The sequence below is a fragment of the Klebsiella sp. P1927 genome (assembly GCF_018204675.1).
In the GTDB taxonomy this organism is placed as follows: domain Bacteria; phylum Pseudomonadota; class Gammaproteobacteria; order Enterobacterales; family Enterobacteriaceae; genus Klebsiella; species Klebsiella pneumoniae.
In genome coordinates this window covers 1547479-1574451 of sequence record NZ_CP073377.1, presented here as the reverse complement: position 1 = coordinate 1574451, position 26973 = coordinate 1547479, and the positions used below count along the sequence as shown (strand labels likewise).

General features: G+C 56.5%; 13 protein-coding genes and 1 pseudogene. All 14 read left to right on the top strand.

From position 1 onward, the window contains the following. Positions 1-193 precede the first annotated feature (193 nt). Positions 194-1153, top strand: coding sequence for a yersiniabactin transcriptional regulator YbtA (gene ybtA / locus KB892_RS07780; protein WP_000140406.1), 960 nt, complete (start codon positions 194-196; stop codon positions 1151-1153). A 190-nt stretch (positions 1154-1343) separates the two neighbouring features. Further along, complete coding sequence (gene irp2 / locus KB892_RS07775) at positions 1344-7451, top strand: yersiniabactin non-ribosomal peptide synthetase HMWP2 (protein ID WP_047669472.1); 6108 nt, start codon at positions 1344-1346, stop codon at positions 7449-7451. 87 nt (positions 7452-7538) lie between these two features. Beyond that, entirely contained in the window at positions 7539-17030 is a 9492-nt protein-coding gene (gene irp1 / locus KB892_RS07770) for a yersiniabactin polyketide synthase HMWP1 (protein WP_047669470.1), read from the top strand. Next, positions 17027-18127, top strand: a complete 1101-nt coding sequence (gene ybtU, locus KB892_RS07765) for a yersiniabactin biosynthesis oxidoreductase YbtU (protein ID WP_000982866.1) — start codon at positions 17027-17029, stop codon at positions 18125-18127. Before irp1 ends, ybtU begins: the two co-directional genes overlap by 4 nt. Next, positions 18124-18927, top strand: coding sequence for a yersiniabactin biosynthesis thioesterase YbtT (ybtT, locus tag KB892_RS07760; RefSeq protein WP_000194284.1), 804 nt, complete (start codon positions 18124-18126; stop codon positions 18925-18927). Before ybtU ends, ybtT begins: the two co-directional genes overlap by 4 nt. A gap of 3 nt (positions 18928-18930) precedes the next feature. Further along, positions 18931-20508 carry a yersiniabactin biosynthesis salycil-AMP ligase YbtE gene (gene ybtE / locus KB892_RS07755; protein ID WP_001088826.1) on the top strand — a complete coding sequence of 526 codons (1578 nt, stop codon included), beginning with the start codon at positions 18931-18933 and terminating at the stop codon, positions 20506-20508. A gap of 130 nt (positions 20509-20638) precedes the next feature. After that, positions 20639-22660 carry a siderophore yersiniabactin receptor FyuA gene (gene fyuA, locus KB892_RS07750; RefSeq protein ID WP_000784549.1) on the top strand — a complete coding sequence of 674 codons (2022 nt, stop codon included), beginning with the start codon at positions 20639-20641 and terminating at the stop codon, positions 22658-22660. Between the two features lie 871 nt (positions 22661-23531). Continuing rightward, a complete protein-coding gene (locus KB892_RS07745) occupies positions 23532-24458 on the top strand; it encodes a hypothetical protein (protein ID WP_000039790.1) in 927 nt (308 codons plus the stop codon). Positions 24459-24597: 139 nt separating this feature from the next. Then, a complete protein-coding gene (locus KB892_RS07740; RefSeq protein WP_000205185.1) occupies positions 24598-24783 on the top strand; it encodes an AlpA family transcriptional regulator in 186 nt (61 codons plus the stop codon). 21 nt (positions 24784-24804) lie between these two features. Next, positions 24805-24987, top strand: a complete 183-nt coding sequence (locus KB892_RS07735; protein ID WP_001309570.1) for a hypothetical protein — start codon at positions 24805-24807, stop codon at positions 24985-24987. Then, positions 24972-25553: a DUF2857 domain-containing protein gene (locus tag KB892_RS07730; protein WP_000937857.1), complete on the top strand. Its 582-nt coding sequence runs from the start codon at positions 24972-24974 to the stop codon at positions 25551-25553. Before KB892_RS07735 ends, KB892_RS07730 begins: the two co-directional genes overlap by 16 nt. Beyond that, positions 25543-25752: a TraR/DksA family transcriptional regulator gene (locus tag KB892_RS07725; protein WP_001112403.1), complete on the top strand. Its 210-nt coding sequence runs from the start codon at positions 25543-25545 to the stop codon at positions 25750-25752. The genes KB892_RS07730 and KB892_RS07725 overlap by 11 nt, the downstream gene beginning before the upstream one ends. Positions 25753-25973: 221 nt before the next feature. Then, positions 25974-26123: pseudogene (locus tag KB892_RS07720) on the top strand (Hha/YmoA family nucleoid-associated regulatory protein); the annotation flags it as partial. 568 nt (positions 26124-26691) lie between these two features. After that, complete coding sequence (locus KB892_RS07715; RefSeq protein WP_001231171.1) at positions 26692-26925, top strand: hypothetical protein; 234 nt, start codon at positions 26692-26694, stop codon at positions 26923-26925. Positions 26926-26973 lie beyond the last annotated feature (48 nt).

Genomic DNA, 26973 nt, shown 5'->3' with positions numbered 1-26973 from the left:
TTCAGTATTGGATGATTGAGATGACATGGGAGTAACTGAATTTCCTGATGAATTTTTACGGACGCCAAAAACGACAATTCAGGGTGGCGTTCTGAGAATTAATGTGAATAATAACCATTATCAATAACTCATCTACCCCATTCGGTTCTATTTATACCCGCATTGGTCTAAGCCACAGGGAGATAACCAGGTCATGACGGAGTCACCGCAAACGCAATCTGAAATCTCTATTCACCAGTTGGTGGTCGGGAAACCTGCAAACGATGGCAATATTCCTGCTCAGTGTGAACTGCTGCGCTGTTCGTTGCAGGAAGGTATGGATATTTTGCTCTGGAGGGGCCATTTTGCGCGGCCTGAGACGTTGCAGCTACACGACGATCTGGGCAGGATTAACTTCTCGTGCATCCTGGAAGGCACATCGCGCTTTGCGATTCAGGGACTCCGGCGCCACACCGACTGGGAGCTTGCGCGCAATCGCCATTACATTACCCATACGCCAGACTGTCGCGGCAGCGCCTCCTATTGTGGCCGATTCGAGAGCATTACCCTCTCCTTCAGCCCTGAAACCCTCGCGCTGTGGGTGCCGGATATTAGCGCGGTCATTAAGAATAAGATCGACTCCCACTGCTGTTGCCAGCAGCAGCGTTGTAATGCTGAAACCCACTTAACGGCTCAGGCCTTGCGTCACGCGCTGATGCGCATGCACGGCGGCTTCAGTCATGAACAAAAGCCGTCGACGCTATGGTTGCAGGGGCAAAGTCTGGTCATGCTCAGTCTGGTGCTGGATGAACATCGCGAAGACGCCAGTTGCCTCTCCTGCCACTTCAACCCGATGGAACGCCAGAAACTGCTGCGGGCGAAGGATCTGCTGCTGGCTGATCTGACGCAAGCGCCGGGCGTCGCGGAGCTGGCCAGAGAGTCCGGTCTGAGCGTTCTCAAAATTAAGCGAGGCTTCCGCGTTCTGTTCAACAACAGCGTCTATGGCCTGTTTCAGGCTGAACGAATGCAGGAAGCCAGAAGACGCCTGGCCAACGGCAATACCTCCGTCATGACGGTGGCGGCCGATCTGGGCTATGCCAACGCCAGCCATTTCTCTGCCGCCTTCCAGAAACAGTTTGGCGTAACCCCTTCGACCTTTAAACGCGTGATGTAACCGGGGTCGCGCCCCCCTAAACTCCTCCCTGACAGAGGCCCGGATACCCCATCCGGGCCTCTGTTCTTTCCGCCTGTTACCAACCCGAAACGGGCATAAATAAACCCGTTTCGGGTAGCATCCAATTGTTAATAATTATTATTCTCATATGAGCAATGCTTTTCGGTAAGACGTGCCATCAGGAGGAAGAATGATTTCTGGCGCACCATCTCAGGATTCGCTGTTACCGGACAACCGCCACGCGGCTGATTACCAACAATTACGCGAGCGGCTCATACAGGAACTGAATTTAACGCCGCAGCAGTTACATGAAGAGAGCAACCTGATCCAGGCCGGCCTGGATTCCATAAGATTGATGAGATGGTTACACTGGTTTCGTAAAAATGGCTACCGCCTTACCCTTCGCGAGCTGTATGCCGCCCCCACGCTGGCGGCATGGAACCAGTTAATGCTCAGCCGGTCGCCTGAGAACGCGGAAGAAGAAACGCCGCCCGACGAATCATCCTGGCCGAACATGACCGAAAGTACCCCCTTCCCATTGACGCCAGTACAGCACGCCTACCTGACGGGCCGCATGCCGGGGCAGACGCTTGGCGGCGTGGGTTGCCACCTGTATCAGGAGTTTGAAGGCCATTGTCTGACGGCGTCGCAGTTGGAGCAGGCCATCACGACCTTGCTGCAACGCCACCCAATGCTGCATATCGCCTTTCGCCCCGACGGGCAGCAGGTCTGGCTACCGCAACCTTACTGGAACGGCGTCACCGTTCATGATTTACGCCATAACGACGCTGAAAGCCGCCAGGCCTATCTGGACGCACTGCGCCAGCGCCTGAGCCACCGTCTTTTACGCGTGGAAATCGGCGAAACGTTTGATTTTCAGCTGACGCTCTTGCCGGACAATCGCCACCGCCTCCATGTCAATATTGACCTGCTGATTATGGATGCCTCCAGCTTTACGCTTTTCTTCGATGAGCTTAACGCCCTGCTGGCCGGAGAATCGCTGCCGGCTATCGACACCCGCTATGATTTCCGCTCGTATTTGCTGCACCAGCAGAAGATCAATCAAACACTGAGAGACGACGCGCGCGCTTACTGGCTGGCGAAAGCATCGACGCTTCCCCCCGCGCCCGTCTTGCCGCTGGCCTGCGAACCCGCCACGCTACGTGAAGTCCGTAATACCCGACGCCGCATGATTGTCCCGGCAACACGCTGGCACGCCTTTAGCAACCGGGCCGGCGAGTATGGCGTGACGCCGACAATGGCGCTGGCGACCTGTTTTTCTGCCGTGCTGGCTCGCTGGGGCGGCCTGACGCGTCTGCTGCTTAACATCACCTTATTCGACCGCCAGCCGCTGCACCCGGCGGTTGGCGCGATGCTTGCCGACTTCACCAATATTCTTCTGCTGGATACCGCCTGCGATGGCGATACCGTCAGCAACCTGGCGCGTAAAAACCAGCTCACGTTTACGGAGGACTGGGAGCATCGCCACTGGTCCGGCGTCGAATTACTCCGTGAACTCAAACGCCAGCAGCGCTACCCCCACGGCGCCCCGGTGGTATTTACCAGCAATCTGGGGCGTTCCCTCTACAGCAGCCGCGCAGAATCGCCGTTGGGCGAGCCGGAATGGGGCATCTCGCAAACGCCGCAGGTCTGGATAGATCATCTGGCGTTCGAGCATCACGGCGAGGTCTGGCTACAATGGGACAGCAACGACGCGCTGTTCCCTCCGGCGTTAGTCGAAACATTGTTCGACGCCTACTGCCAGTTGATTAACCAACTCTGCGATGACGAAAGCGCCTGGCAAAAGCCGTTCGCAGATATGATGCCCGCCAGCCAGCGCGCGATACGCGAACGGGTCAACGCCACCGGCGCCCCCATTCCCGAAGGCTTGCTGCATGAAGGCATTTTCCGTATCGCTCTGCAACAGCCGCAGGCGCTGGCGGTAACGGACATGCGTTATCAGTGGAATTATCATGAGCTGACAGACTATGCCCGCCGTTGCGCGGGCAGGTTAATCGAGTGCGGGGTTCAGCCCGGCGATAATGTGGCTATCACGATGTCGAAAGGCGCAGGACAACTTGTTGCGGTTCTGGCCGTCCTGCTGGCCGGGGCGGTTTACGTTCCGGTTTCGCTGGATCAGCCTGCCGCACGGCGCGAGAAAATCTACGCTGACGCCAGCGTCCGGCTGGTGCTCATTTGTCAGCACGACACCAGCGCCGGGTCAGACGATATTCCCGTCCTTGCCTGGCAGCAGGCCATTGAGGCGGAGCCGATCGCCAACCCGGTAGTACGCGCCCCCACGCAACCGGCCTACATTATCTACACCTCCGGCTCTACCGGTACGCCGAAAGGGGTAGTCATTTCTCACCGGGGAGCGCTTAACACCTGTTGCGATATCAATACCCGCTATCAGGTTGGCCCGCATGACAGGGTGCTGGCCCTCTCCGCCCTACATTTTGATTTATCGGTTTACGACATTTTTGGCGTACTGCGCGCGGGCGGCGCGCTGGTGATGGTGATGGAAAATCAACGGCGCGATCCTCACGCATGGTGTGAGCTGATCCAGCGCCATCAGGTCACGCTCTGGAACAGCGTCCCGGCGCTGTTCGATATGCTGCTGACCTGGTGTGAAGGTTTCGCCGACGCCACGCCGGAAAACCTGCGCGCAGTGATGCTTTCCGGCGACTGGATCGGGCTTGAACTCCCCGCCCGTTATCGGGCCTTCCGGCCACAAGGACAATTTATCGCGATGGGCGGCGCCACCGAGGCGTCTATCTGGTCTAACGCCTGCGAAATTCACGACGTCCCCGCCCACTGGCGCTCCATCCCTTACGGTTTTCCGCTAACCAACCAACGCTACCGGGTGGTGGATGAACAGGGCCGGGACTGCCCTGACTGGGTGCCGGGTGAATTATGGATTGGCGGCATTGGGGTCGCGGAAGGCTATTTCAACGATCCCCTGCGTAGCGAGCAGCAATTTTTGACGCTCCCGGACGAGCGCTGGTATCGCACCGGCGATCTCGGCTGCTACTGGCCAGATGGCACAATCGAGTTCCTCGGTCGTCGCGACAAGCAGGTCAAAGTCGGAGGATATCGCATCGAGCTGGGCGAAATCGAAAGCGCGCTCAGCCAGCTGGCGGGGGTGAAACAAGCAACCGTTCTGGCGATCGGCGAAAAAGAAAAAACGCTGGCGGCATACGTTGTTCCTCAGGGCGAGGCTTTTTGCGTTACCGATCATCGGAACCCGGCACTGCCGCAGGCGTGGCACACGCTTGCGGGAACGTTGCCCTGTTGCGCCATCTCGCCAGAGATCTCCGCAGAACAGGTAGCCGATTTCCTTCAGCATCGCCTGCTAAAACTGAAGCCGGGTCACACCGCTGGCGCCGATCCTCTCCCCCTGATGAACTCACTCGCTATCCAGCCGCGCTGGCAGGCCGTGGTGGAACTCTGGTTAGCATTTCTGGTGACACAACGGCGACTGAAGCCCGCTGCTGAAGGTTATCAGGTCTGCGCTGGTGAAGAACACGAGGATGAGCACCCGCACTTCAGCGGACATGATTTAACGTTATCGCAAATTCTTCGCGGTGCCCGTAACGAACTGTCGTTACTGAACGACGCGCAGTGGTCGCCGGAAAGCCTGGCCTTTAACCATCCGGCCAGCGCCCCGTATATTCAGGAACTGGCGACAATTTGCCAACAGCTTGCACAGCGCTTACAGCGCCCGGTACGCCTGCTTGATGTGGGAACCCGCACTGGCCGCGCCGCAGAATCGCTGTTAGCACAGCTCAACGCCGGACAGATTGAGTATGTCGGGCTTGAGCAGAGCCAGGAGATGCTGCTGAGCGCCCGGCAGAGGCTCGCCCCCTGGCCTGGCGCCCGTCTGTCCCTCTGGAATGCAGACACGCTGGCGGCGCACGCTCACTCGGCGGACATTATCTGGCTTAATAACGCCCTGCATCGTCTGCTGCCGGAAGATCCCGGGCTCCTTGCGACATTACAACAGCTTGCCGTTCCCGGCGCGCTGCTCTACGTGATGGAGTTTCGCCAGTTAACGCCGTCCGCCCTGCTCAGCACGCTCCTGTTAACCAATGGGCAGCCGGAGGCCTTGCTGCATAACAGCGCCGACTGGGCGGCATTATTTAGCGCGGCCGCCTTCAACTGTCAGCATGGCGATGAGGTCGCGGGGTTACAACGCTTCCTCGTACAATGTCCTGACAGGCAGGTGCGCCGCGATCCCCGTCAACTTCAGGCCGCCCTCGCCGGACGTCTGCCGGGGTGGATGGTGCCGCAACGGATCGTCTTCCTCGACGCCTTACCGCTGACGGCTAACGGGAAAATTGACTACCAGGCGCTGAAGCGTCGTCATACCCCTGAAGCGGAAAACCCGGCCGAAGCGGATTTACCCCAGGGCGACATTGAAAAACAGGTTGCCGCCCTCTGGCAGCAACTCTTATCAACTGGCAATGTCACCAGAGAAACCGACTTCTTCCAGCAAGGCGGCGATAGCCTGCTGGCGACCCGTCTGACCGGGCAACTTCATCAGGCAGGTTATGAAGCGCAATTAAGCGACCTGTTTAATCATCCCCGGCTGGCGGATTTTGCCGCCACGCTGCGGAAAACCGACGTCCCGGTCGAACAACCATTCGTCCACTCCCCTGAAGAACGCTACCAGCCCTTTGCGCTTACCGACGTGCAGCAGGCTTACCTGGTGGGGCGTCAGCCGGGCTTTGCCCTGGGCGGCGTCGGCTCACATTTCTTTGTTGAATGTGAAATTGCCGATCTGGACCTCACCCGGCTGGAGACGGTCTGGAACCGATTAATCGCCCGCCACGATATGCTGCGCGCCATCGTGCGTGATGGACAGCAACAGGTGCTCGAACAGACGCCCCCCTGGGTGATACCCACACACACCCTCCATACGCCTGAAGAGGCGTTGCGGGTGCGCGAAAAACTGGCGCATCAGGTACTCAACCCCGAAGTGTGGCCGGTATTCGATCTCCAGGTCGGATACGTGGACGGGATGCCTGCCCGCCTGTGGCTGTGTCTGGATAACCTGTTGCTTGACGGTCTGAGCATGCAGATCCTGCTGGCGGAGCTGGAGCACGGCTACCGCTACCCGCAACAGCTGCTTCCGCCGCTGCCCGTCACCTTCAGGGATTATCTGCAACAACCCTCGCTACAGTCGCCCAATCCAGATTCTCTGGCATGGTGGCAGGCGCAGCTTGATGATATTCCTCCGGCGCCTGCGTTGCCGCTGCGCTGCTTGCCTCAGGAGGTTGAAACACCGCGCTTCGCCCGCCTGAACGGCGCGCTGGACAGCACGCGCTGGCATCGGCTGAAAAAACGGGCGGCTGACGCCCATCTCACCCCGTCGGCCGTACTGTTGTCGGTGTGGTCAACGGTTCTCTCTGCATGGAGTGCACAGCCTGAGTTCACGCTTAACCTTACGCTTTTCGACAGGCGACCGCTGCACCCGCAAATCAACCAGATTCTGGGCGATTTCACCTCGCTGATGCTGCTGAGCTGGCATCCCGGCGAAAGCTGGCTGCACAGCGCGCAGTCACTACAGCAGCGGCTGAGCCAGAACCTCAACCACCGCGATGTGTCAGCCATCCGCGTGATGCGTCAACTGGCGCAACGGCAAAACGTGCCTGCCGTTCCGATGCCCGTCGTCTTTACCAGCGCGCTGGGCTTTGAGCAGGATAACTTCCTCGCCCGGCGTAATCTGCTCAAACCGGTCTGGGGCATCTCCCAGACGCCGCAGGTCTGGCTCGATCACCAGATTTATGAATCCGAAGGCGAACTGCGCTTTAACTGGGATTTTGTCGCCGCGCTGTTTCCTGCCGGGCAGGTGGAGCGCCAGTTTGAACAGTATTGCGCATTGCTAAACCGAATGGCCGAGGATGAAAGCGGCTGGCAACTGCCGCTCGCCGCGCTGGTGCCTCCCGTTAAACACGCAGGGCAATGCGCAGAGCGCTCACCGCGCGTATGCCCTGAGCACTCTCAGCCACACATTGCGGCGGACGAGAGCACCGTCAGCCTGATTTGCGACGCCTTCCGCGAGGTGGTTGGCGAGTCTGTCACGCCCGCAGAAAACTTCTTTGAGGCGGGCGCAACGTCGCTGAATCTGGTGCAACTGCACGTTTTGTTACAACGTCACGAATTTTCCACCCTGACGTTGCTTGACCTCTTCACCCACCCTTCTCCTGCTGCCCTGGCCGATTATCTGGCCGGCGTCGCCACGGTGGAGAAAACAAAACGACCTCGCCCTGTTCGCCGTCGTCAGCGGCGGATATAGCGCGAAGCAAACTGATTTTCCCCGGAACGCCATCGCGAACGCATGGCGTTCCATTGACTTTGTGAATCTTAGGAAACGGGACCGATTATGGATAACTTGCGCTTCTCTTCTGCGCCGACAGCAGATTCCATTGATGCATCGATCGCTCAACACTACCCGGACTGCGAACCTGTCGCGGTTATCGGCTACGCCTGCCATTTTCCTGAATCGCCGGATGGCGAAACGTTCTGGCAAAATCTGCTGGAAGGTCGTGAATGCAGCCGACGCTTTACGCGCGAAGAGCTTCTGGCCGTCGGTCTGGATGCCGCCATCATTGACGATCCTCATTATGTCAATATCGGTACGGTGTTAGACAACGCCGACTGCTTCGACGCCACCCTGTTTGGCTATTCGCGACAGGAAGCGGAGTCGATGGACCCGCAGCAGCGCCTATTTTTGCAGGCGGTCTGGCATGCGCTGGAACATGCCGGTTATGCCCCCGGCGCCGTCCCCCATAAGACCGGCGTTTTCGCCTCTTCCCGGATGAGTACCTACCCCGGTCGCGAAGCATTGAACGTGACAGAAGTCGCGCAGGTAAAAGGTCTGCAATCTCTGATGGGCAATGATAAAGACTATATTGCCACCCGCGCCGCGTACAAACTCAACCTGCACGGCCCGGCGTTATCGGTACAGACCGCCTGCTCCAGCTCGCTGGTTGCAGTGCATCTGGCCTGTGAAAGCCTGCGCGCAGGCGAATCCGATATGGCGGTTGCCGGCGGCGTGGCGCTCTCTTTCCCCCAGCAGGCAGGCTACCGCTACCAGCCCGGAATGATTTTCTCTCCTGATGGTCACTGTCGTCCCTTTGACGCCTCGGCTGAGGGCACCTGGGCCGGTAACGGTCTCGGCTGCGTGGTGCTGCGTCGCCTGAGAGACGCGCTGCTGTCAGGCGATCCGATTATCTCGGTGATCCTCTCCAGCGCGGTCAACAACGACGGCAACAGAAAGGTCGGCTATACCGCCCCTTCCGTCGCAGGGCAACAGGCAGTCATCGAAGAGGCGTTAATGCTGGCGGCCATCGACGACAGGCAGGTAGGTTACATTGAAACCCACGGCACCGGCACACCGCTGGGCGACGCGATTGAAATTGAAGCGTTACGCAACGTCTATGCGCCTCGCCCGCAGGATCAGCGCTGTGCGCTCGGTTCCGTGAAAAGTAACATGGGCCATCTGGATACCGCGGCGGGCATTGCCGGACTGCTGAAAACCGTTCTGGCAGTCAGTCGCGGGCAAATTCCTCCCTTACTGAATTTTCACACCCCCAACCCGGCGCTGAAACTTGAAGAGAGCCCCTTTACCATACCGGTGTCGGCACAGGCATGGCAGGACGAAATGCGCTATGCGGGCGTCTCCTCCTTTGGTATTGGCGGCACCAACTGCCATATGATCGTCGCCTCGCTGCCCGACGCGCTCAACGCGCGCCTCCCCGATACGGATAGCGGCAGAAAAAGTACCGCGCTGCTGCTCAGCGCCGCCAGCGACAGCGCGTTGCGGCGGCTGGCGACGGATTATGCCGGGGCGCTGAGAGAGGATGCGGATGCCAGCTCTCTGGCCTTCACAGCCCTGCACGCGCGCCGTCTCGATCTCCCCTTCCGCCTGGCGGCGCCATTAAACCGTGAAACCGCCGAGGCGCTCAGCGCCTGGGCCGGTGAGAAATCGGGGGCGCTGGTTTACAGCGGCCACGGCGCCAGCGGCAAGCAGGTGTGGCTGTTTACCGGCCAGGGCTCGCACTGGCGCACTATGGGTCAAACGATGTACCAGCACTCAACGGCGTTTGCCGACACGCTGGATCGCTGTTTTTCCGCCTGTAGCGAAATGCTCACGCCGTCACTGCGCGAAGCGATGTTTAACCCCGATTCGGCGCAGCTGGACAATATGGCCTGGGCGCAGCCGGCGATTGTCGCGTTTGAAATCGCGATGGCGGCGCACTGGCGTGCTGAAGGACTGAAGCCAGACTTCGCCATTGGGCATTCCGTCGGTGAATTTGCCGCTGCCGTTGTCTGCGGACACTATACGATTGAACAGGTCATGCCACTGGTTTGTCGGCGCGGCGCGCTAATGCAGCAGTGCGCAAGCGGCGCGATGGTGGCGGTATTTGCAGACGAAGACACGCTGATGCCGCTGGCTCGCCAGTTTGAGCTGGATCTCGCCGCCAACAACGGTACGCAACATACGGTATTTTCCGGGCCGGAAGCCCGTCTCGCGGTATTTTGCGCCACGCTCTCGCAGCATGACATTAACTATCGTCGCCTGAGCGTAACCGGTGCGGCGCACTCCGCTTTACTGGAGCCGATACTCGATCGGTTCCAGGACGCCTGCGCGGGACTGCACGCGGAGCCGGGGCAAATACCGATTATTTCCACGCTCACCGCCGACGTCATTGATGAGTCAACGCTCAACCAGGCGGATTACTGGCGCCGACACATGCGCCAGCCGGTGCGTTTTATCCAGAGTATTCAGGTGGCGCATCAGCTCGGCGCCCGCGTTTTTCTGGAGATGGGGCCCGATGCCCAGTTGGTTGCTTGCGGGCAGCGCGAATACCGCGATAACGCATACTGGATAGCCAGCGCCCGGCGTAACAAAGAGGCGAGCGATGTCCTCAATCAGGCCCTGCTCCAGCTTTACGCTGCCGGCGTCGCCCTACCGTGGGCCGACCTGCTGGCGGGCGATGGACAACGTATCGCTGCGCCATGTTATCCGTTTGATACTGAGCGTTACTGGAAAGAGCGCGTCTCCCCGGCCTGCGAGCCTGCCGACGCAGCGCTGTCTGCCGGGCTGGAGGTGGCGAGTCGCGCCGCGACAGCGCTCGATCTCCCTCGCCTGGAAGCGCTTAAACAGTGCGCCACGCGACTGCACGCCATCTACGTCGATCAACTGGTACAACGCTGTACCGGCGATGCCATTGAGAACGGCGTGGACGCCATGACCATCATGCGCCGTGGACGTCTGCTGCCCCGCTACCAGCAGCTACTCCAGCGCCTGCTGAATAACTGCGTGGTCGACGGCGATTACCGCTGCACCGACGGGCGATACGTCCGCGCCCGCCCCATTGAACATCAACAGCGGGAATCACTGCTGACGGAACTTGCCGGTTATTGTGAAGGTTTTCAGGCTATTCCCGACACCATCGCCCGTGCCGGCGATCGGTTATATGAAATGATGAGCGGCGCGGAAGAACCGGTGGCGATTATCTTCCCGCAAAGCGCCTCCGACGGCGTGGAAGTGCTGTATCAGGAATTCAGCTTTGGCCGCTATTTCAACCAAATCGCCGCCGGGGTATTACGCGGCATTGTCCAGACGCGTCAGCCCCGCCAGCCGTTGCGTATTCTTGAAGTTGGCGGCGGAACCGGCGGCACCACCGCGTGGCTGCTGCCGGAACTCAACGGCGTTCCGGCACTGGAGTACCATTTCACCGATATCTCGGCGCTGTTCACCCGTCGCGCCCAGCAGAAATTCGCCGACTATGATTTTGTGAAGTATAGCGAGCTGGATCTCGAAAAAGAGGCGCAGTCTCAGGGTTTCCAGGCACAGTCTTACGATCTTATCGTGGCAGCGAACGTGATTCACGCCACCCGCCATATTGGCCGCACGCTCGATAATCTGCGCCCCCTGCTCAAGCCGGGCGGGCGCCTGCTGATGCGCGAAATCACCCAGCCAATGCGTCTGTTTGACTTCGTTTTCGGCCCGCTGGTTCTTCCGCTACAGGATCTCGACGCCCGCGAAGGTGAGTTATTCCTCACCACCGCTCAGTGGCAACAACAGTGCCGCCACGCCGGATTCAGCAAAGTGGCGTGGCTACCGCAGGATGGCAGCCCGACCGCCGGGATGAGCGAACATATCATTCTCGCCACGCTGCCCGGTCAGGCGGTTAGCGCCGTAACATTCACCGCGCCATCAGAACCCGTGTTGGGGCAGGCGCTGACGGATAACGGTGATTATCTCGCCGACTGGTCTGATTGCGCAGGTCAGCCCGAACGGTTTAACGCCCGCTGGCAGGAGGCCTGGCGTCTGCTTTCACAGCGTCATGGCGACGCTCTACCTGTGGAACCGCCCCCCGTCGCCGCCCCGGAGTGGCTGGGGAAGGTTCGCTTAAGCTGGCAAAACGAAGCCTTTTCCCGCGGTCAGATGCGCGTTGAAGCCCGTCATCCTGCTGGCGAGTGGCTGCCGCTATCGCCCGCCGCGCCTCTTCCTGCGCCGCAGACGCATTATCAATGGCGCTGGACGCCCCTCAACGTCGCCAGCATTGACCATCCGCTTACCTTTAGCTTCAGCGCCGGTACGCTTGCGCGCAGCGACGAGCTGGCGCAATACGGCATCATTCACGATCCGCACGCCTCTTCGCGACTGATGATTGTTGAGGAGAGCGAGGATACGCTGGCCTTAGCGGAGAAAGTGATAGCAGCGCTCACCGCCAGCGCAGCCGGATTGATTGTGGTTACTCGCCGCGCGTGGCGAGTCGAGGAAAATGAAGCACTCTCTGCATCCCATCACGCGCTATGGGCCTTGCTTCGCGTCGCGGCCAACGAACAGCCGGAACGGTTGCTTGCCGCCATCGATCTCGCCGAAAACACCCCGTGGGAAACGCTGCATCAAGGGTTGAGCGCAGTCTCACTATCACAGCGCTGGCTCGCCGCACGGGGTGACACCCTTTGGCTCCCTTCACTGGCGCCCAATACGGGATGCGCCGCTGAATTACCGGCAAACGTGTTTACCGGCGATAGCCGCTGGCATCTGGTGACCGGAGCGTTTGGCGGATTAGGCCGCCTTGCCGTGAACTGGCTCAGAGAAAAAGGGGCGCGACGCATCGCCCTGCTGGCGCCGCGCGTGGATGAGTCATGGCTACGCGACGTGGAGGGCGGGCAGACGCGCGTCTGCCGTTGTGATGTGGGCGATGCCGGGCAACTGGCCACGGTTCTTGACGATCTGGCGGCCAACGGCGGCATTGCCGGAGCGATTCATGCCGCTGGCGTATTGGCTGACGCGCCCTTGCAGGAGCTTGATGACCACCAGTTGGCTGCCGTTTTCGCGGTAAAAGCGCAGGCGGCAAGCCAGCTGTTGCAAACCCTGCGCAACCACGACGGACGCTATCTTATTCTCTACTCTTCCGCTGCCGCCACCCTCGGCGCGCCGGGTCAGAGCGCCCATGCGCTGGCCTGCGGCTACCTGGACGGGCTGGCCCAGCAGTTTTCCACCCTTGATGCGCCGAAAACGCTCTCTGTCGCCTGGGGCGCATGGGGAGAAAGCGGTCGGGCGGCCACGCCGGAAATGCTGGCGACGCTCGCCAGCCGAGGTATGGGCGCGTTAAGCGATGCCGAAGGCTGCTGGCACCTGGAACAGGCGGTGATGCGCGGCGCCCCGTGGCGACTGGCGATGCGCGTTTTTACCGACAAAATGCCCCCGTTACAACAGGCTCTGTTTAACATCAGCGCCACAGAAAAAGCCGCAACGCCGGTCATTCCTCCTGCTGATGACAACGCCTTTAACGGCAGCCTGAGCGATGAAACAGCGGTGATGGCATGGCTGAAAAAGCGGATTGCGGTTCAGCTAAGGCTGAGCGATCCGGCGTCACTGCATCCAAACCAGGATCTGTTGCAACTCGGCATGGACTCGCTGCTCTTCCTTGAACTCAGTAGCGATATTCAGCACTACCTGGGCGTACGCATCAATGCGGAACGGGCGTGGCAGGATCTGTCTCCTCATGGACTCACGCAGCTTATCTGTTCTAAGCCAGAGGCGACGCCTGCCGCTTCGCAGCCGGAAGTGTTGCGGCACGACGCCGACGAGCGTTATGCGCCCTTCCCTTTGACGCCCATTCAGCACGCCTACTGGCTGGGGCGAACCCACCTCATTGGCTATGGCGGCGTCGCCTGTCACGTCCTGTTTGAGTGGGATAAACGCCACGATGAGTTCAATCTCGCCATACTGGAGAAAGCATGGAACCAGCTCATCGCACGCCACGATATGTTGCGTATGGTGGTTGATGCCGACGGGCAGCAGCGAATCCTGGCGACAACGCCGGAGTATCACATCCCGCGTGACGATCTGCGCGCGCTTTCCCCGGAAGAACAGCGCATCGCGCTGGAAAAACGGCGGCATGAACTGAGCTATCGCGTTTTGCCTGCCGACCAGTGGCCTCTTTTTGAGCTGGTGGTCAGCGAAATCGACGATTGCCATTACCGTCTGCATATGAACCTCGACCTTTTGCAGTTTGATGTGCAGAGTTTTAAAGTCATGATGGACGACCTGGCGCAGGTCTGGCGCGGTGAAACGCTGGCGCCGCTCGCTATTACCTTCCGTGATTATGTGATGGCTGAACAGGCGCGCCGACAGACATCGGCATGGCACGATGCCTGGGATTACTGGCAGGAAAAACTGCCGCAACTGCCCTTAGCGCCAGAGCTGCCGGTGGTTGAGACGCCCCCGGAAACGCCACACTTCACCACCTTCAAATCGACGATCGGCAAGACAGAATGGCAGGCCGTGAAACAGCGCTGGCAGCAGCAAGGCGTCACACCGTCTGCCGCGCTGCTCACGCTGTTTGCCGCCACCCTTGAGCGCTGGAGCCGTACCACAACATTTACGCTGAACCTGACGTTCTTCAATCGCCAGCCGATCCATCCGCAAATCAACCAGTTGATTGGTGATTTTACCTCCGTCACGCTGGTTGATTTTAACTTCTCAGCGCCGGTGACGTTGCAAGAGCAGATGCAACAGACCCAACAGCGCCTCTGGCAAAACATGGCGCACAGTGAAATGAACGGTGTTGAGGTGATCCGTGAGCTGGGCCGCCTGCGCGGATCACAACGTCAACCGCTGATGCCGGTAGTGTTTACCAGTATGCTGGGGATGACGCTGGAAGGCATGACTATCGATCAGGCGATGAGCCATCTGTTCGGCGAACCCTGCTATGTATTCACGCAAACGCCGCAGGTCTGGCTGGATCATCAGGTCATGGAGAGCGACGGCGAGTTGATGTTTAGCTGGTACTGCATGGACAACGTGCTGGAACCCGGCGCTGCCGAGGCGATGTTTAATGACTATTGCGCCATCCTGCAAGCCGTCATCGCCGCCCCTGAAAGCCTGAAGACTCTCGCCAGCGGCATCGCCGGGCACATTCCCCGCCGACGCTGGCCGCTGAACGCGCAGGCGGACTACGACCTGCGGGATATTGAGCAGGCGACGCTCGAATACCCCGGCATCCGGCAGGCCAGAGCGGAAATAACCGAACAGGGCGCGTTGACGCTGGATATCGTGATGGCCGACGATCCGTCGCCATCAGCGGCGATGCCTGATGAGCACGAACTTACCCAACTGGCGCTGCCGTTGCCTGAGCAGGCGCAGCTTGATGAGCTGGAGGCGACCTGGCGCTGGCTGGAGGCGCGTGCGCTACAGGGGATCGCGGCTACGCTAAATCGTCACGGCCTGTTTACCACGCCGGAGATCGCCCATCGCTTTAGCGCAATAGTACAGGCGCTGTCCGCGCAAGCGTCTCACCAGCGTCTGCTGCGCCAGTGGCTACAGTGTCTGACGGAAAGAGAGTGGTTAATCCGCGAAGGTGAAAGCTGGCGCTGCCGCATTCCGCTCAGCGAGATTCCTGAGCCTCAGGAAGCGTGCCCGCAAAGCCAATGGAGCCAGGCGCTGGCGCAGTATCTGGAAACCTGCATCGCCCGGCACGACGCCCTCTTCTCCGGGCAGTGTTCTCCGCTGGAATTGCTGTTCAACGAGCAGCATCGCGTTACCGACGCGCTGTATCGCGACAACCCCGCCAGCGCCTGTCTGAATCGCTATACCGCGCAGATTGCCGCCTTGTGCAGCGCAGAACGGATTCTGGAGGTTGGCGCCGGAACCGCAGCCACTACCGCGCCGGTGCTGAAGGCCACGCGGAACACGCGGCAGTCGTACCACTTCACGGACGTCTCCGCGCAGTTCCTCAATGACGCCAGAGCCCGTTTCCATGATGAATCGCAGGTGTCTTATGCCTTGTTCGACATCAACCAGCCGCTGGATTTCACCGCCCACCCGGAGGCGGGTTACGACCTGATCGTTGCCGTCAATGTGCTCCACGACGCCAGCCATGTCGTCCAGACGTTGCGCAGATTAAAACTGTTGCTGAAAGCCGGCGGACGTTTGATGATCGTTGAAGCGACGGAGCGAAACAGCGTATTCCAGCTGGCGAGCGTGGGCTTTATTGAGGGATTAAGCGGATACCGCGATTTCCGCCGCCGGGATGAGAAACCGATGCTCACCCGCTCCGCATGGCAGGAGGTTCTCGTTCAGGCCGGGTTTGCAAACGAGCTGGCGTGGCCCGCGCAGGAATCGTCGCCGCTGCGCCAGCATCTGCTGGTGGCGCGTTCGCCTGGCGTAAATCGCCCGGATAAAAAAGCCGTGAGCCGCTATTTACAGCAGCGCTTTGGCACCGGTCTGCCCATTTTACAGATCCGGCAAAGAGAAGCGTTATTTACGCCGCTGCATGCCCCGTCTGATGCGCCGACTGAGCCAGCCAAACCCACGCCAGTTGCCGGGGGGAATCCGGCGCTGGAAAAACAGGTGGCTGAACTCTGGCAATCGCTGCTGTCTCGCCCCGTGGCAAGGCATCACGACTTTTTCGAACTGGGCGGCGACAGCCTGATGGCGACAAGGATGGTCGCGCAGCTAAACCGGAGAGGGATTGCCAGGGCTAACCTTCAGGATCTGTTCAGCCATTCGACGCTGAGCGACTTCTGCGCCCATCTACAGGCGGCTACGTCAGGAGAGGACAACCCGATACCCCTTTGCCAGGGCGACGGTGAGGAAACCCTGTTTGTCTTCCACGCTTCAGACGGCGATATCAGCGCCTGGCTGCCGCTCGCTAGCGCGTTGAACAGGCGCGTTTTCGGCCTGCAAGCAAAATCGCCGCAGCGCTTTGCCACGCTCGACCAGATGATCGATGAGTATGTCGGGTGCATCCGTCGTCAGCAGCCTCACGGCCCTTATGTGCTGGCGGGTTGGTCGTATGGCGCGTTTCTTGCGGCGGGCGCCGCACAGCGCCTGTACGCCAAAGGCGAGCAGGTTCGGATGGTGTTAATCGATCCCGTGTGCCGACAGGATTTCTGTTGCGAAAACCGGGCGGCCCTGCTGCGCCTGTTAGCCGAAGGACAAACGCCTCTGGCACTGCCCGAACATTTCGACCAGCAGACGCCCGACAGCCAGCTTGCCGACTTTATCAGCCTCGCTAAAACGGCCGGTATGGTGCCGCAAAACCTGACGCTGCAAGCGGCAGAAACGTGGCTCGACAACATCGCGCATCTGCTGCGTTTACTGACTGAGCATACGCCGGGCGAAAGCGTTCCGGTCCCCTGTCTCATGGTGTATGCCGCCGGGAGACCCGCGCGCTGGACGCCAGCAGAAACCGAGTGGCAGGGCTGGATAAACAACGCCGACGACGCTGTGATTGAAGCCAGCCACTGGCAAATCATGATGGAAGCCCCCCACGTTCAGGCTTGTGCGCAACACATTACGCGCTGGCTTTGCGCAACCTCAACGCAACCGGAGAACACGTTATGATGCCGTCCGCCTCCCCAAAACAACGCGTACTGATTGTGGGCGCCAAATTTGGCGAAATGTACCTGAATGCCTTTATGCAGCCCCCGGAGGGGCTGGAACTGGTCGGCCTGCTGGCGCAGGGAAGCGCCCGTTCAAGAGAGCTGGCTCATGCGTTTGGCATTCCGCTGTATACCTCGCCGGAACAGATAACCAGGATGCCGGATATCGCCTGTATTGTCGTGCGTTCGACCGTCGCCGGAGGAACCGGTACGCAGCTTGCCAGACACTTTCTGACGCGCGGCGTACACGTCATTCAGGAGCATCCCCTCCACCCGGATGACATCAGTTCCTTACAAACGCTGGCGCAGGAACAGGGCTGCTGCTATTGGGTAAACACGTTTTATCCGCATACGCGCGCGGGACGCACATGGCTTCGCGATGCGCAGCAGCTGCGTCGCTGCCTGGCTAAGACGCCGCCGGTAGTCCACGCCACCACCAGCCGACAGTTGCTCTACTCCACTCTGGATTTGTTGTTGCTGGCTCTGGGCGTTGATGCCGCCGCCGTGGAGTGCGACGTGGTTGGCAGCTTTAGCGATTTTCACTGTCTGAGACTCTTCTGGCCGGAGGGAGAAGCCTGCCTGCTGCTTCAGCGCTATCTCGATCCTGACGATCCAGATATGCATAGCCTTATCATGCACCGCCTGCTGCTGGGCTGGCCGGAAGGTCATCTTTCGCTGGAGGCGAGCTACGGCCCCGTCATCTGGTCATCCAGCCTGTTTGTCGCAGACCATCAGGAGAACGCCCACAGCCTCTACCGCAGACCGGAGATCCTGCGCGATCTGCCGGGTCTGACGCGCAGCGCGGCGCCCCTGAGCTGGCGCGACTGCTGCGAAACCGTCGGGCCGGAGGGCGTCAGCTGGTTGCTACACCAGTTGCGCAGCCATCTGGCGGGCGAACATCCACCAGCGGCCTGCCAAAGCGTACATCAGATCGCGTTATCACGTTTATGGCAGCAGATTTTACGTAAGACCGGCAATGCGGAGATCAGACGCCTGACGCCGCCGCACCACGACCGGTTAGCCGGTTTCTACAACGATGATGATAAGGAGGCGCTGTGACGCAATCTGCAATGTGCATCCCGCTGTGGCCCGCCCGAAACGGTAATACTGCGCATCTAGTCATGTGCCCTTTCGCTGGCGGCAGCAGTAGCGCGTTTCGCCACTGGCAAGCTGAGCAACTGGCTGATTGCGCGCTTTCTCTGGTGACCTGGCCGGGGCGCGATCGCCTTCGCCATCTGGAACCGCTCAGAAGCATTACACAACTGGCGGCACTGCTGGCGAACGAGCTGGAAGCATCCGTATCGCCTGACACGCCGCTTTTACTCGCCGGGCACAGCATGGGGGCACAGGTGGCGTTTGAAACCTGCCGACTTCTGGAGCAACGGGGGCTTGCGCCACAAGGACTGATTATTTCCGGGTGCCATGCCCCGCATCTGCATTCTGAACGCCAGCTCAGCCATCGCGATGATGCCGACTTTATCGCTGAGCTGATAGACATTGGCGGATGTTCTCCTGAACTGCGGGAAAACCAGGAATTAATGTCGCTGTTTCTTCCTCTTCTGCGCGCTGATTTTTACGCCACCGAGAGCTATCACTACGACTCGCCCGACGTCTGTCCGCCGCTGCGCACGCCTGCGCTGTTATTGTGCGGCAGCCACGATCGCGAAGCCTCCTGGCAGCAGGTCGATGCCTGGCGTCAGTGGCTGAGCCCCGTTACAGGCCCGGTGGTGATTGACGGCGATCATTTCTATCCCATTCAACAAGCCCGGTCCTTTTTTACGCAGATTGTCCGCCATTTTCCCCACGCATTTTCTGCAATGACCGCGTTGCAAAAACAGCCCAGTACTTCAGAAAGGTGACGCATGAATTCTTCCTTTGAATCTCTGATTGAACAGTATCCCTTACCCATTGCCGAACAGTTGCGCCACTGGGCGGCCCGTTATGCCTCGCGAATTGCCGTCGTTGATGCAAAGGGGTCGTTAACCTACAGCGCGCTTGATGCACAAGTTGACGAACTTGCCGCAGGTCTGTCATCACTGGGTTTGCGTTCGGGGGAGCATGTAATTGTGCAGCTTCCCAACGACAACGCGTTTGTTACCCTGCTGTTCGCCTTGTTAAGACTGGGCGTTATCCCCGTGCTGGCGATGCCCTCGCAACGGGCGCTGGATATCGACGCGCTGATTGAGCTGGCGCAACCCGTCGCTTACGTTATTCACGGGGAAAACCACGCAGAGCTGGCCCGACAGATGGCGCACAAACACGCCTGCTTGCGTCATGTTCTGGTCGCTGGAGAGACCGTGAGCGACGATTTTACGCCGCTCTTCTCCCTTCACGGTGAGCGACAGGCATGGCCGCAGCCTGATGTTTCCGCCACCGCGTTGTTGTTGCTCTCAGGCGGCACAACCGGCACGCCCAAACTCATCCCGCGCCGACATGCCGACTATAGCTATAACTTCAGCGCTTCTGCTGAACTGTGCGGCATCAGCCAACAGAGCGTGTATCTCGCCGTCCTCCCGGTGGCGCATAACTTTCCGCTGGCCTGCCCCGGTATTCTGGGAACGCTTGCCTGCGGCGGAAAAGTGGTGCTGACCGACAGCGCCAGCTGTGATGAGGTGATGCCTTTAATCGCGCAGGAAAGAGTGACTCACGTCGCCCTGGTTCCGGCGCTGGCGCAATTATGGGTGCAGGCCAGGGAGTGGGAAGACAGCGACCTTTCGTCGCTGCGCGTCATTCAGGCAGGCGGCGCCCGGCTCGACCCGACGCTTGCTGAGCAGGTTATCGCCACCTTTGACTGTACCCTGCAACAGGTTTTCGGTATGGCGGAAGGCCTGCTCTGTTTTACCCGGCTGGACGATCCGCATGCCACCATTCTCCACAGCCAGGGGCGCCCGTTGTCCCCTCTGGATGAAATCCGCATCGTTGATCAAGACGAGAACGACGTCGCGCCGGGCGAAACCGGGCAATTGTTAACGCGCGGCCCTTATACCATTTCGGGCTATTACCGCGCCCCTGCCCACAACGCGCAGGCCTTTACCGCGCAAGGGTTTTACCGCACAGGCGACAATGTCAGGCTGGATGAGGTGGGGAACCTGCACGTTGAGGGACGCATAAAAGAGCAGATCAACCGCGCCGGAGAAAAAATAGCCGCGGCTGAAGTGGAATCGGCACTGCTGCGTTTAGCGGAAGTGCAAGATTGCGCGGTGGTCGCCGCGCCGGACACGCTGCTTGGCGAGCGGATTTGCGCGTTTATCATCGCGCAGCAGGTGCCAACTGACTATCAGCAGTTGCGTCAACAACTGACCCGTATGGGGCTCAGCGCGTGGAAAATTCCTGACCAAATCGAGTTTCTGGACCACTGGCCGCTCACCGCCGTCGGCAAGATAGACAAAAAACGCCTGACGGCTCTCGCCGTCGACCGTTATCGCCATTCTGCCCAATAAGCGCAAACCGACCCGAAACAGGTTGAAATAAACCCGTTTCGGGTAGCACCACTATTAGAAATAGTTATCATTTTCAATTCACCATTGTCGGTATTTTTGGCGTTTCGCCGTCTTACAGGGACTCACAACAATGAAAATGACACGGCTTTATCCTCTGGCCTTGGGGGGATTATTGCTCCCCGCCATTGCTAATGCCCAAACTTCACAGCAAGACGAAAGCACGCTGGTGGTTACCGCCAGTAAACAATCTTCCCGCTCGGCATCAGCCAACAACGTCTCGTCTACTGTTGTCAGCGCGCCGGAATTAAGCGACGCCGGCGTCACCGCCAGCGACAAACTCCCCAGAGTCTTGCCCGGGCTCAATATTGAAAATAGCGGCAACATGCTTTTTTCGACGATCTCGCTACGCGGCGTCTCTTCAGCGCAGGACTTCTATAACCCCGCCGTCACCCTGTATGTCGATGGCGTCCCTCAGCTTTCCACCAACACCATCCAGGCGCTTACCGATGTGCAAAGCGTGGAGTTGCTGCGAGGCCCACAGGGAACGTTATATGGCAAAAGCGCTCAGGGCGGGATCATCAACATCGTCACCCAGCAGCCGGACAGCACGCCGCGCGGCTATATTGAAGGCGGCGTCAGTAGCCGCGACAGTTATCGAAGTAAGTTCAACCTGAGCGGCCCCATTCAGGATGGCCTGCTGTACGGCAGCGTCACCCTGTTACGCCAGGTTGATGACGGCGACATGATTAACCCCGCGACGGGAAGCGATGACTTAGGCGGCACCCGCGCCAGCATAGGGAATGTGAAACTGCGTCTGGCGCCGGACGATCAGCCCTGGGAAATGGGCTTTGCCGCCTCACGCGAATGTACCCGCGCCACCCAGGACGCCTATGTGGGATGGAATGATATTAAGGGCCGTAAGCTGTCGATCAGCGATGGTTCACCAGACCCGTACATGCGGCGCTGCACTGACAGCCAGACCCTGAGTGGGAAATACACCACCGATGACTGGGTTTTCAACCTGATCAGCGCCTGGCAGCAGCAGCATTATTCGCGCACCTTCCCTTCCGGTTCGTTAATCGTCAATATGCCTCAGCGCTGGAATCAGGATGTGCAGGAGCTGCGCGCCGCAACCCTGGGCGATGCGCGTACCGTTGATATGGTGTTTGGGCTGTACCGGCAGAACACCCGCGAGAAGTTAAATTCAGCCTACGACATGCCGACAATGCCTTATTTAAGCAGTACCGGCTATACCACCGCTGAAACGCTGGCCGCATACAGTGACCTGACCTGGCATTTAACCGATCGTTTTGATATCGGCGGCGGCGTGCGCTTCTCGCATGATAAATCCAGTACACAATATCACGGCAGCATGCTCGGCAACCCGTTTGGCGACCAGGGTAAGAGCAATGACGATCAGGTGCTCGGGCAGCTATCCGCAGGCTATATGCTGACCGATGACTGGAGAGTGTATACCCGTGTAGCCCAGGGATATAAACCTTCCGGGTACAACATCGTGCCTACTGCGGGTCTTGATGCCAAACCGTTCGTCGCCGAGAAATCCATCAACTATGAACTTGGCACCCGCTACGAAACCGCTGACGTCACGCTGCAAGCCGCGACGTTTTATACCCACACCAAAGACATGCAGCTTTACTCTGGCCCGGTCGGGATGCAGACATTAAGCAATGCGGGTAAAGCCGACGCCACCGGCGTTGAGCTTGAAGCGAAGTGGCGGTTTGCGCCAGGCTGGTCATGGGATATCAATGGCAACGTGATCCGTTCCGAATTCACCAATGACAGTGAGTTGTATCACGGTAACCGGGTGCCGTTCGTACCACGTTATGGCGCGGGAAGCAGCGTGAACGGCGTGATTGATACGCGCTATGGCGCACTGATGCCCCGACTGGCGGTTAATCTGGTCGGGCCGCATTATTTCGATGGCGACAACCAGTTGCGGCAAGGCACCTATGCCACCCTGGACAGCAGCCTGGGCTGGCAGGCGACTGAACGGATGAACATTTCCGTCTATGTCGATAACCTGTTCGACCGTCGTTACCGTACCTATGGCTACATGAACGGCAGCAGCGCCGTCGCGCAGGTCAATATGGGTCGCACCGTCGGTATCAATACGCGAATTGATTTCTTCTGATTATTGTAAAAGGGATACCGAAAAGGTATCCCTTTTACACCACTAGTTAAAACCAGTAACTCAGCAGAGTCGCAAAAAATATTAATCCATAGTGATTATTTAAACAATGAAATTGCGATTAGGACAAATAGATTTAACTTTCTCGTTCCTTTCTCTCCTTATACTAAAGAAATAATCATATCAAAATAAAAATTCACAACAGTGCAACATTAAAAATACAACCAACAAACAATCCTATATACAAGGCACATCTCCAGAATATAAAAGCACAGACAAACAACCTAAAAAAAACAACCCGAATTAATAAACCTTTACAATTACACACCCTCAACTCAAAACAATTTCGAAAACTCAAAGATTTCATCGGCAAAAACAGTCATTAACACATCTATTTTTTTGAAATTCTGTAGAGTAAAACTGATATAAAGCATTTATCATATTAACATATCAATAAGTGCAAACTTAAAAATCAAAAGTTAGGGTTCAGTAAAACCAATTCGCCACAAAAAAAACCACCCCATACATATAAATTATTTTATAGGTAAAATAGATTATATATTCTCATAGCTACCACAAACTATACTAGCCTGAACTATATTTATTCTGCTGCAATCAATGCATACATAACACAAATATCACTCAGGTACACTACTCAAACCACGCTGGGATTTTTCCTCAAGTTATAATCATCACCCCGAAAATCATTCGGCATTTACTCATTAAATAGTCACCCCATAGGCCTGTACATGTTCACTCAGAAATATACATCCTTTTCTCTGTCATAAACCCTCTGATTAATCATAAATAAATACTTGTGACACCAATCTTTTTCCTTAATGGAACGAATTGTTGTGTAGAAGGAGATAATATTATGTCGAAAAAATATCAGCCATTGCTTATAACTCATTATATGTCAACATGGGTCACTATAACGGAAGCAGTTGAGATCACTACCAAAACCATAAAACAAAAAATTACTCCTAGCGATATTTATCGTCATGCCTTGAGTGGCAACATCCTACTATCGGTCTATTTCCAGTCTCCTGTGATACTTAAGAAGATACAAACTTTTAATGGAAAAATAAAATTCAGGCAGTTTGAGGGAGACCTACTTGATAAACTATGCATGCTTGACAGGGACGGTTTTATTTATGGTCAAAATTTAAGACTCTGTACAGAAGCCAGATATGTTTGTCCTGTGCAACAAATTATAGATACCCCCCTGATAGGCTATGAATATGTTTTGATTCAGCGCATACTGGCACGTGAACTTAAATTTCCCTCCCCAATTGTGGGGGCAAGAAAAACTAACCATGGTATTATAGTAAGATTTTCAGAGGAGCTTTTTCAAATTTTCGAAACGATGAGTTGGAAAGAACGCGTAGAAAAACAAATTTCCAGACTACCTAAAAACACAGCATTAGATGTCATAAAAAAACTAACAGAAGTGACGACCATAAAATATAATCACAATGGGTGTTTTCCTCTTTATACATTACCGCCTGATGCCTGTTTTGTTATTCGCCACACCGAAGTCGAAAGACTAATTAATTTATACAAAAAAAGGGAGAGTCATCCCATTTCACCTTCCCGTATGACAACACCGTTATCACGCCTGTTTTGGCTGGCCTGCAAGCACAATGATACTATCAGCCCACTGCTGAATCATCCCTATAAGCTCCTTTCTATTTTTGAACAATGGGCATCAGACGATGGCATCGGGGAAAAACTGGACGCTGAAACACTGAAAAATGCGCTGAAGCGTGGTTCGCCATCTTCGACATCCTTATCCGGCTAATACCATCCCCATTTGTAATGGCCGACAACCCTAAATAAGGGTTTTGCATCCCTTATTTAGGGCTCACCAGCTTTCTCTCAGGCTTCCACTGTGTTTTTTTATTCTCCGGCCACCGTTTATTTCAGTCACAGGAGGATATATGACATCTTATCAGTTACTACGCCTCAGACAGGTTGAGCAAAAAACAGGGCTGAAGCGTTCACAGATATACCTTTATATGAAAGAGGGTGCATTTCCCCGTTCAATAAAAATAGGCCCTGCTAGTGTTGCCTGGCTCGAGTCTGAGATTGACGAGTGGATCAACAAAAAGTTATCTGACCGATAAAGACGCAATGAGGAGAAGATGATGAACATTAATATCCCTGCACTCATAAACTTCGATCCTGCAGGTATAAAAAAAAGCACCTGCATGTATATTTCAGACCTGCCCGGTATTGTGCTATATGAAACTATACCATTCACTGAATATTCAGCTGAATTACTGAGCACTTATTCAGTTAAGGAGTCAATTTCATGCTTCCATCCCTGAATCATATTATATTAACCGTTGCTCTTCAGGCGCTACGGGAAGGAAATATTCATCACTGCGAAACTATGGGATTCACTTACGATGAAATGAATTTGCTCGGTTGCTTATCAATAAACGATCTTATCACCCTCAGTCAGGCACCTTTACCGCTTGTCGATATTACTATCCGCCATGATGTCCTGCAAAAATTACTGGCATCATCCCACGAGGAAAACAGGCGTCAGGAACAACTGAACAGAGCTGTCAGGCTGGGGGGCTCAATCGCACTGATGAACCGTTATTTCGGGGTTGGCTCCAGAGAAACCTGTGCACGCCGCCGGTTACTCGGTGTCTCCGTTCCAAACGGGAGAACACCCATTCCGGATGAAGAAACCGATGCTGCAATCTGGCATCAGTGGCAAAAATATCGGGTCGAAAACATTGATTCCCCGGAGGCGCTGGACGCCATGATGCAGGTTACAGAAAACCTTTCATCGTGTACTGCCCCCTCGCTGACCGTTGTCTGGAACTGCATCACGCATTGCGAAAGAAAGAACACGGTAAGGAGAATACAACGTGCCAGATGAAATCGATCGCGATCAGGCGTTTAATGAACGGTGCCTAGAAGCACTGATTGAACAAAGCCGGTTAAGACCCACACCGACACCTTCCCTGCAGCACTGTCGATTTTGCGGCAAGGCTATTCCGGAAAAACGCCGTCAGACGCTGCCGGGTGTAACAACCTGTACTGACTGTCAGTCGATACTGGAGAAACGCAGACGTTAAATCTGTATGTGCGGAGGAGAATAGCTCCGCACATTTTAATATGCACCAGCCGGCTTGTTTTCAGGTTCCCGTGCCTCCATGTCATGGATGAATAACCTGCTCACATCTCCTGCTGTGGCAATCCTTTTTTACAGTCAGTACACCAGAGGTCAGACATGAACAAACCGGCAAACAAGATGGAATTCGTCAGAAAACTGCGGTAAATAAATGACGGCAGCCTGCTGGAAAAGGTTGTCGGGCATATGGAAGAAAAGCTCACAGGGAATGAGCTTGAAATGCTTTATGCCGCAGCAGATTATCGCCGCGCAGAGATTGTAATAAACCAGTACTTTGATAAGGTTCCCGGTAATGTCTGGAAATATGTCAGATAACTCTGTGTTTTTTATGCAACAGGTACAGACGGATACCACTGCGGCATGAAAACGAATTTCACCACCCGGCCCGGTAAGTATCGGCCTAAGTGGCCGGGAAACGTTTAACCAGATTAAAGACCGTCCCTTACAACAAAAGGGACTACTGTATTCCTGTCTTTCACGCCTTACACATTATTGTCGTTACCAAATTCAGCCACAGAGACAGCATACAACCCCATCTGACATATAAAGAAAGTCTTCCTCCGGATGTTTAATTTAACCTGATAATAATCAACAAATATTATTATCAGCCCGCCCGTCATCATTCATGCACACACACACCGTGCCAGTAATACGTTAATTTCAAATACTTTTTTATCATTCCTTCCGGTATTTATTTTCCCGTTAAAATTTCATTCCCCCTCCTGCATCCTGACCATGCTCTTTAACAATATGGAGCGGGCTGTCACACAACCATAATTCAGGGTGCCGCTGAATGTTCTCGCTGACCCGTTAAAACCGGAATGCAGGATCGGAATGTGATCGAAGAGATCATCTTCAACAATTTTAATTAAACGAGGACACTATGAGAAAGCCTGTTTATTACGCGTATGTTGCCCAGGAAAGTCATCCGGACTCTCAGGGTGAGAAAAATACCTGGTGGACAAAGGTCGGAGTCGCCTTTCCCCACCACGGTAAATCCGGTCTGAATATTGTCCTGACGCCCGGTATTGCCGTTTCCGGCAAACTGGTCCTGCTTGAGCCCCGGGAGGAAAATAATCCACCACAGAATACGGGCCCCATCGAAACCGTGTCGTAACCACCCTTAATTCTGTTCCCACAGCATGCAGTATCAGCAGACCCTGCA

Bases quoted from the DNA above. Each gene is read 5' to 3' on its own strand.
- KB892_RS07715 (WP_001231171.1), top strand. From the start codon at position 26,692: ATGAGAAAGCCTGTTTATTACGCGTATGTTGCCCAGGAAAGTCATCCG.
- ybtE (WP_001088826.1), top strand. From the start codon at position 18,931: ATGAATTCTTCCTTTGAATCTCTGATTGAACAGTATCCCTTACCCATT.
- KB892_RS07735 (WP_001309570.1), top strand. From the start codon at position 24,805: ATGAACATTAATATCCCTGCACTCATAAACTTCGATCCTGCAGGTATA.
- ybtA (WP_000140406.1), top strand. From the start codon at position 194: ATGACGGAGTCACCGCAAACGCAATCTGAAATCTCTATTCACCAGTTG.
- KB892_RS07730 (WP_000937857.1), top strand. From the start codon at position 24,972: ATGCTTCCATCCCTGAATCATATTATATTAACCGTTGCTCTTCAGGCG.
- ybtU (WP_000982866.1), top strand. From the start codon at position 17,027: ATGATGCCGTCCGCCTCCCCAAAACAACGCGTACTGATTGTGGGCGCC.
- KB892_RS07745 (WP_000039790.1), top strand. From the start codon at position 23,532: ATGTCGAAAAAATATCAGCCATTGCTTATAACTCATTATATGTCAACA.
- fyuA (WP_000784549.1), top strand. From the start codon at position 20,639: ATGAAAATGACACGGCTTTATCCTCTGGCCTTGGGGGGATTATTGCTC.
- irp2 (WP_047669472.1), top strand. From the start codon at position 1,344: ATGATTTCTGGCGCACCATCTCAGGATTCGCTGTTACCGGACAACCGC.
- irp1 (WP_047669470.1), top strand. From the start codon at position 7,539: ATGGATAACTTGCGCTTCTCTTCTGCGCCGACAGCAGATTCCATTGAT.
- KB892_RS07740 (WP_000205185.1), top strand. From the start codon at position 24,598: ATGACATCTTATCAGTTACTACGCCTCAGACAGGTTGAGCAAAAAACA.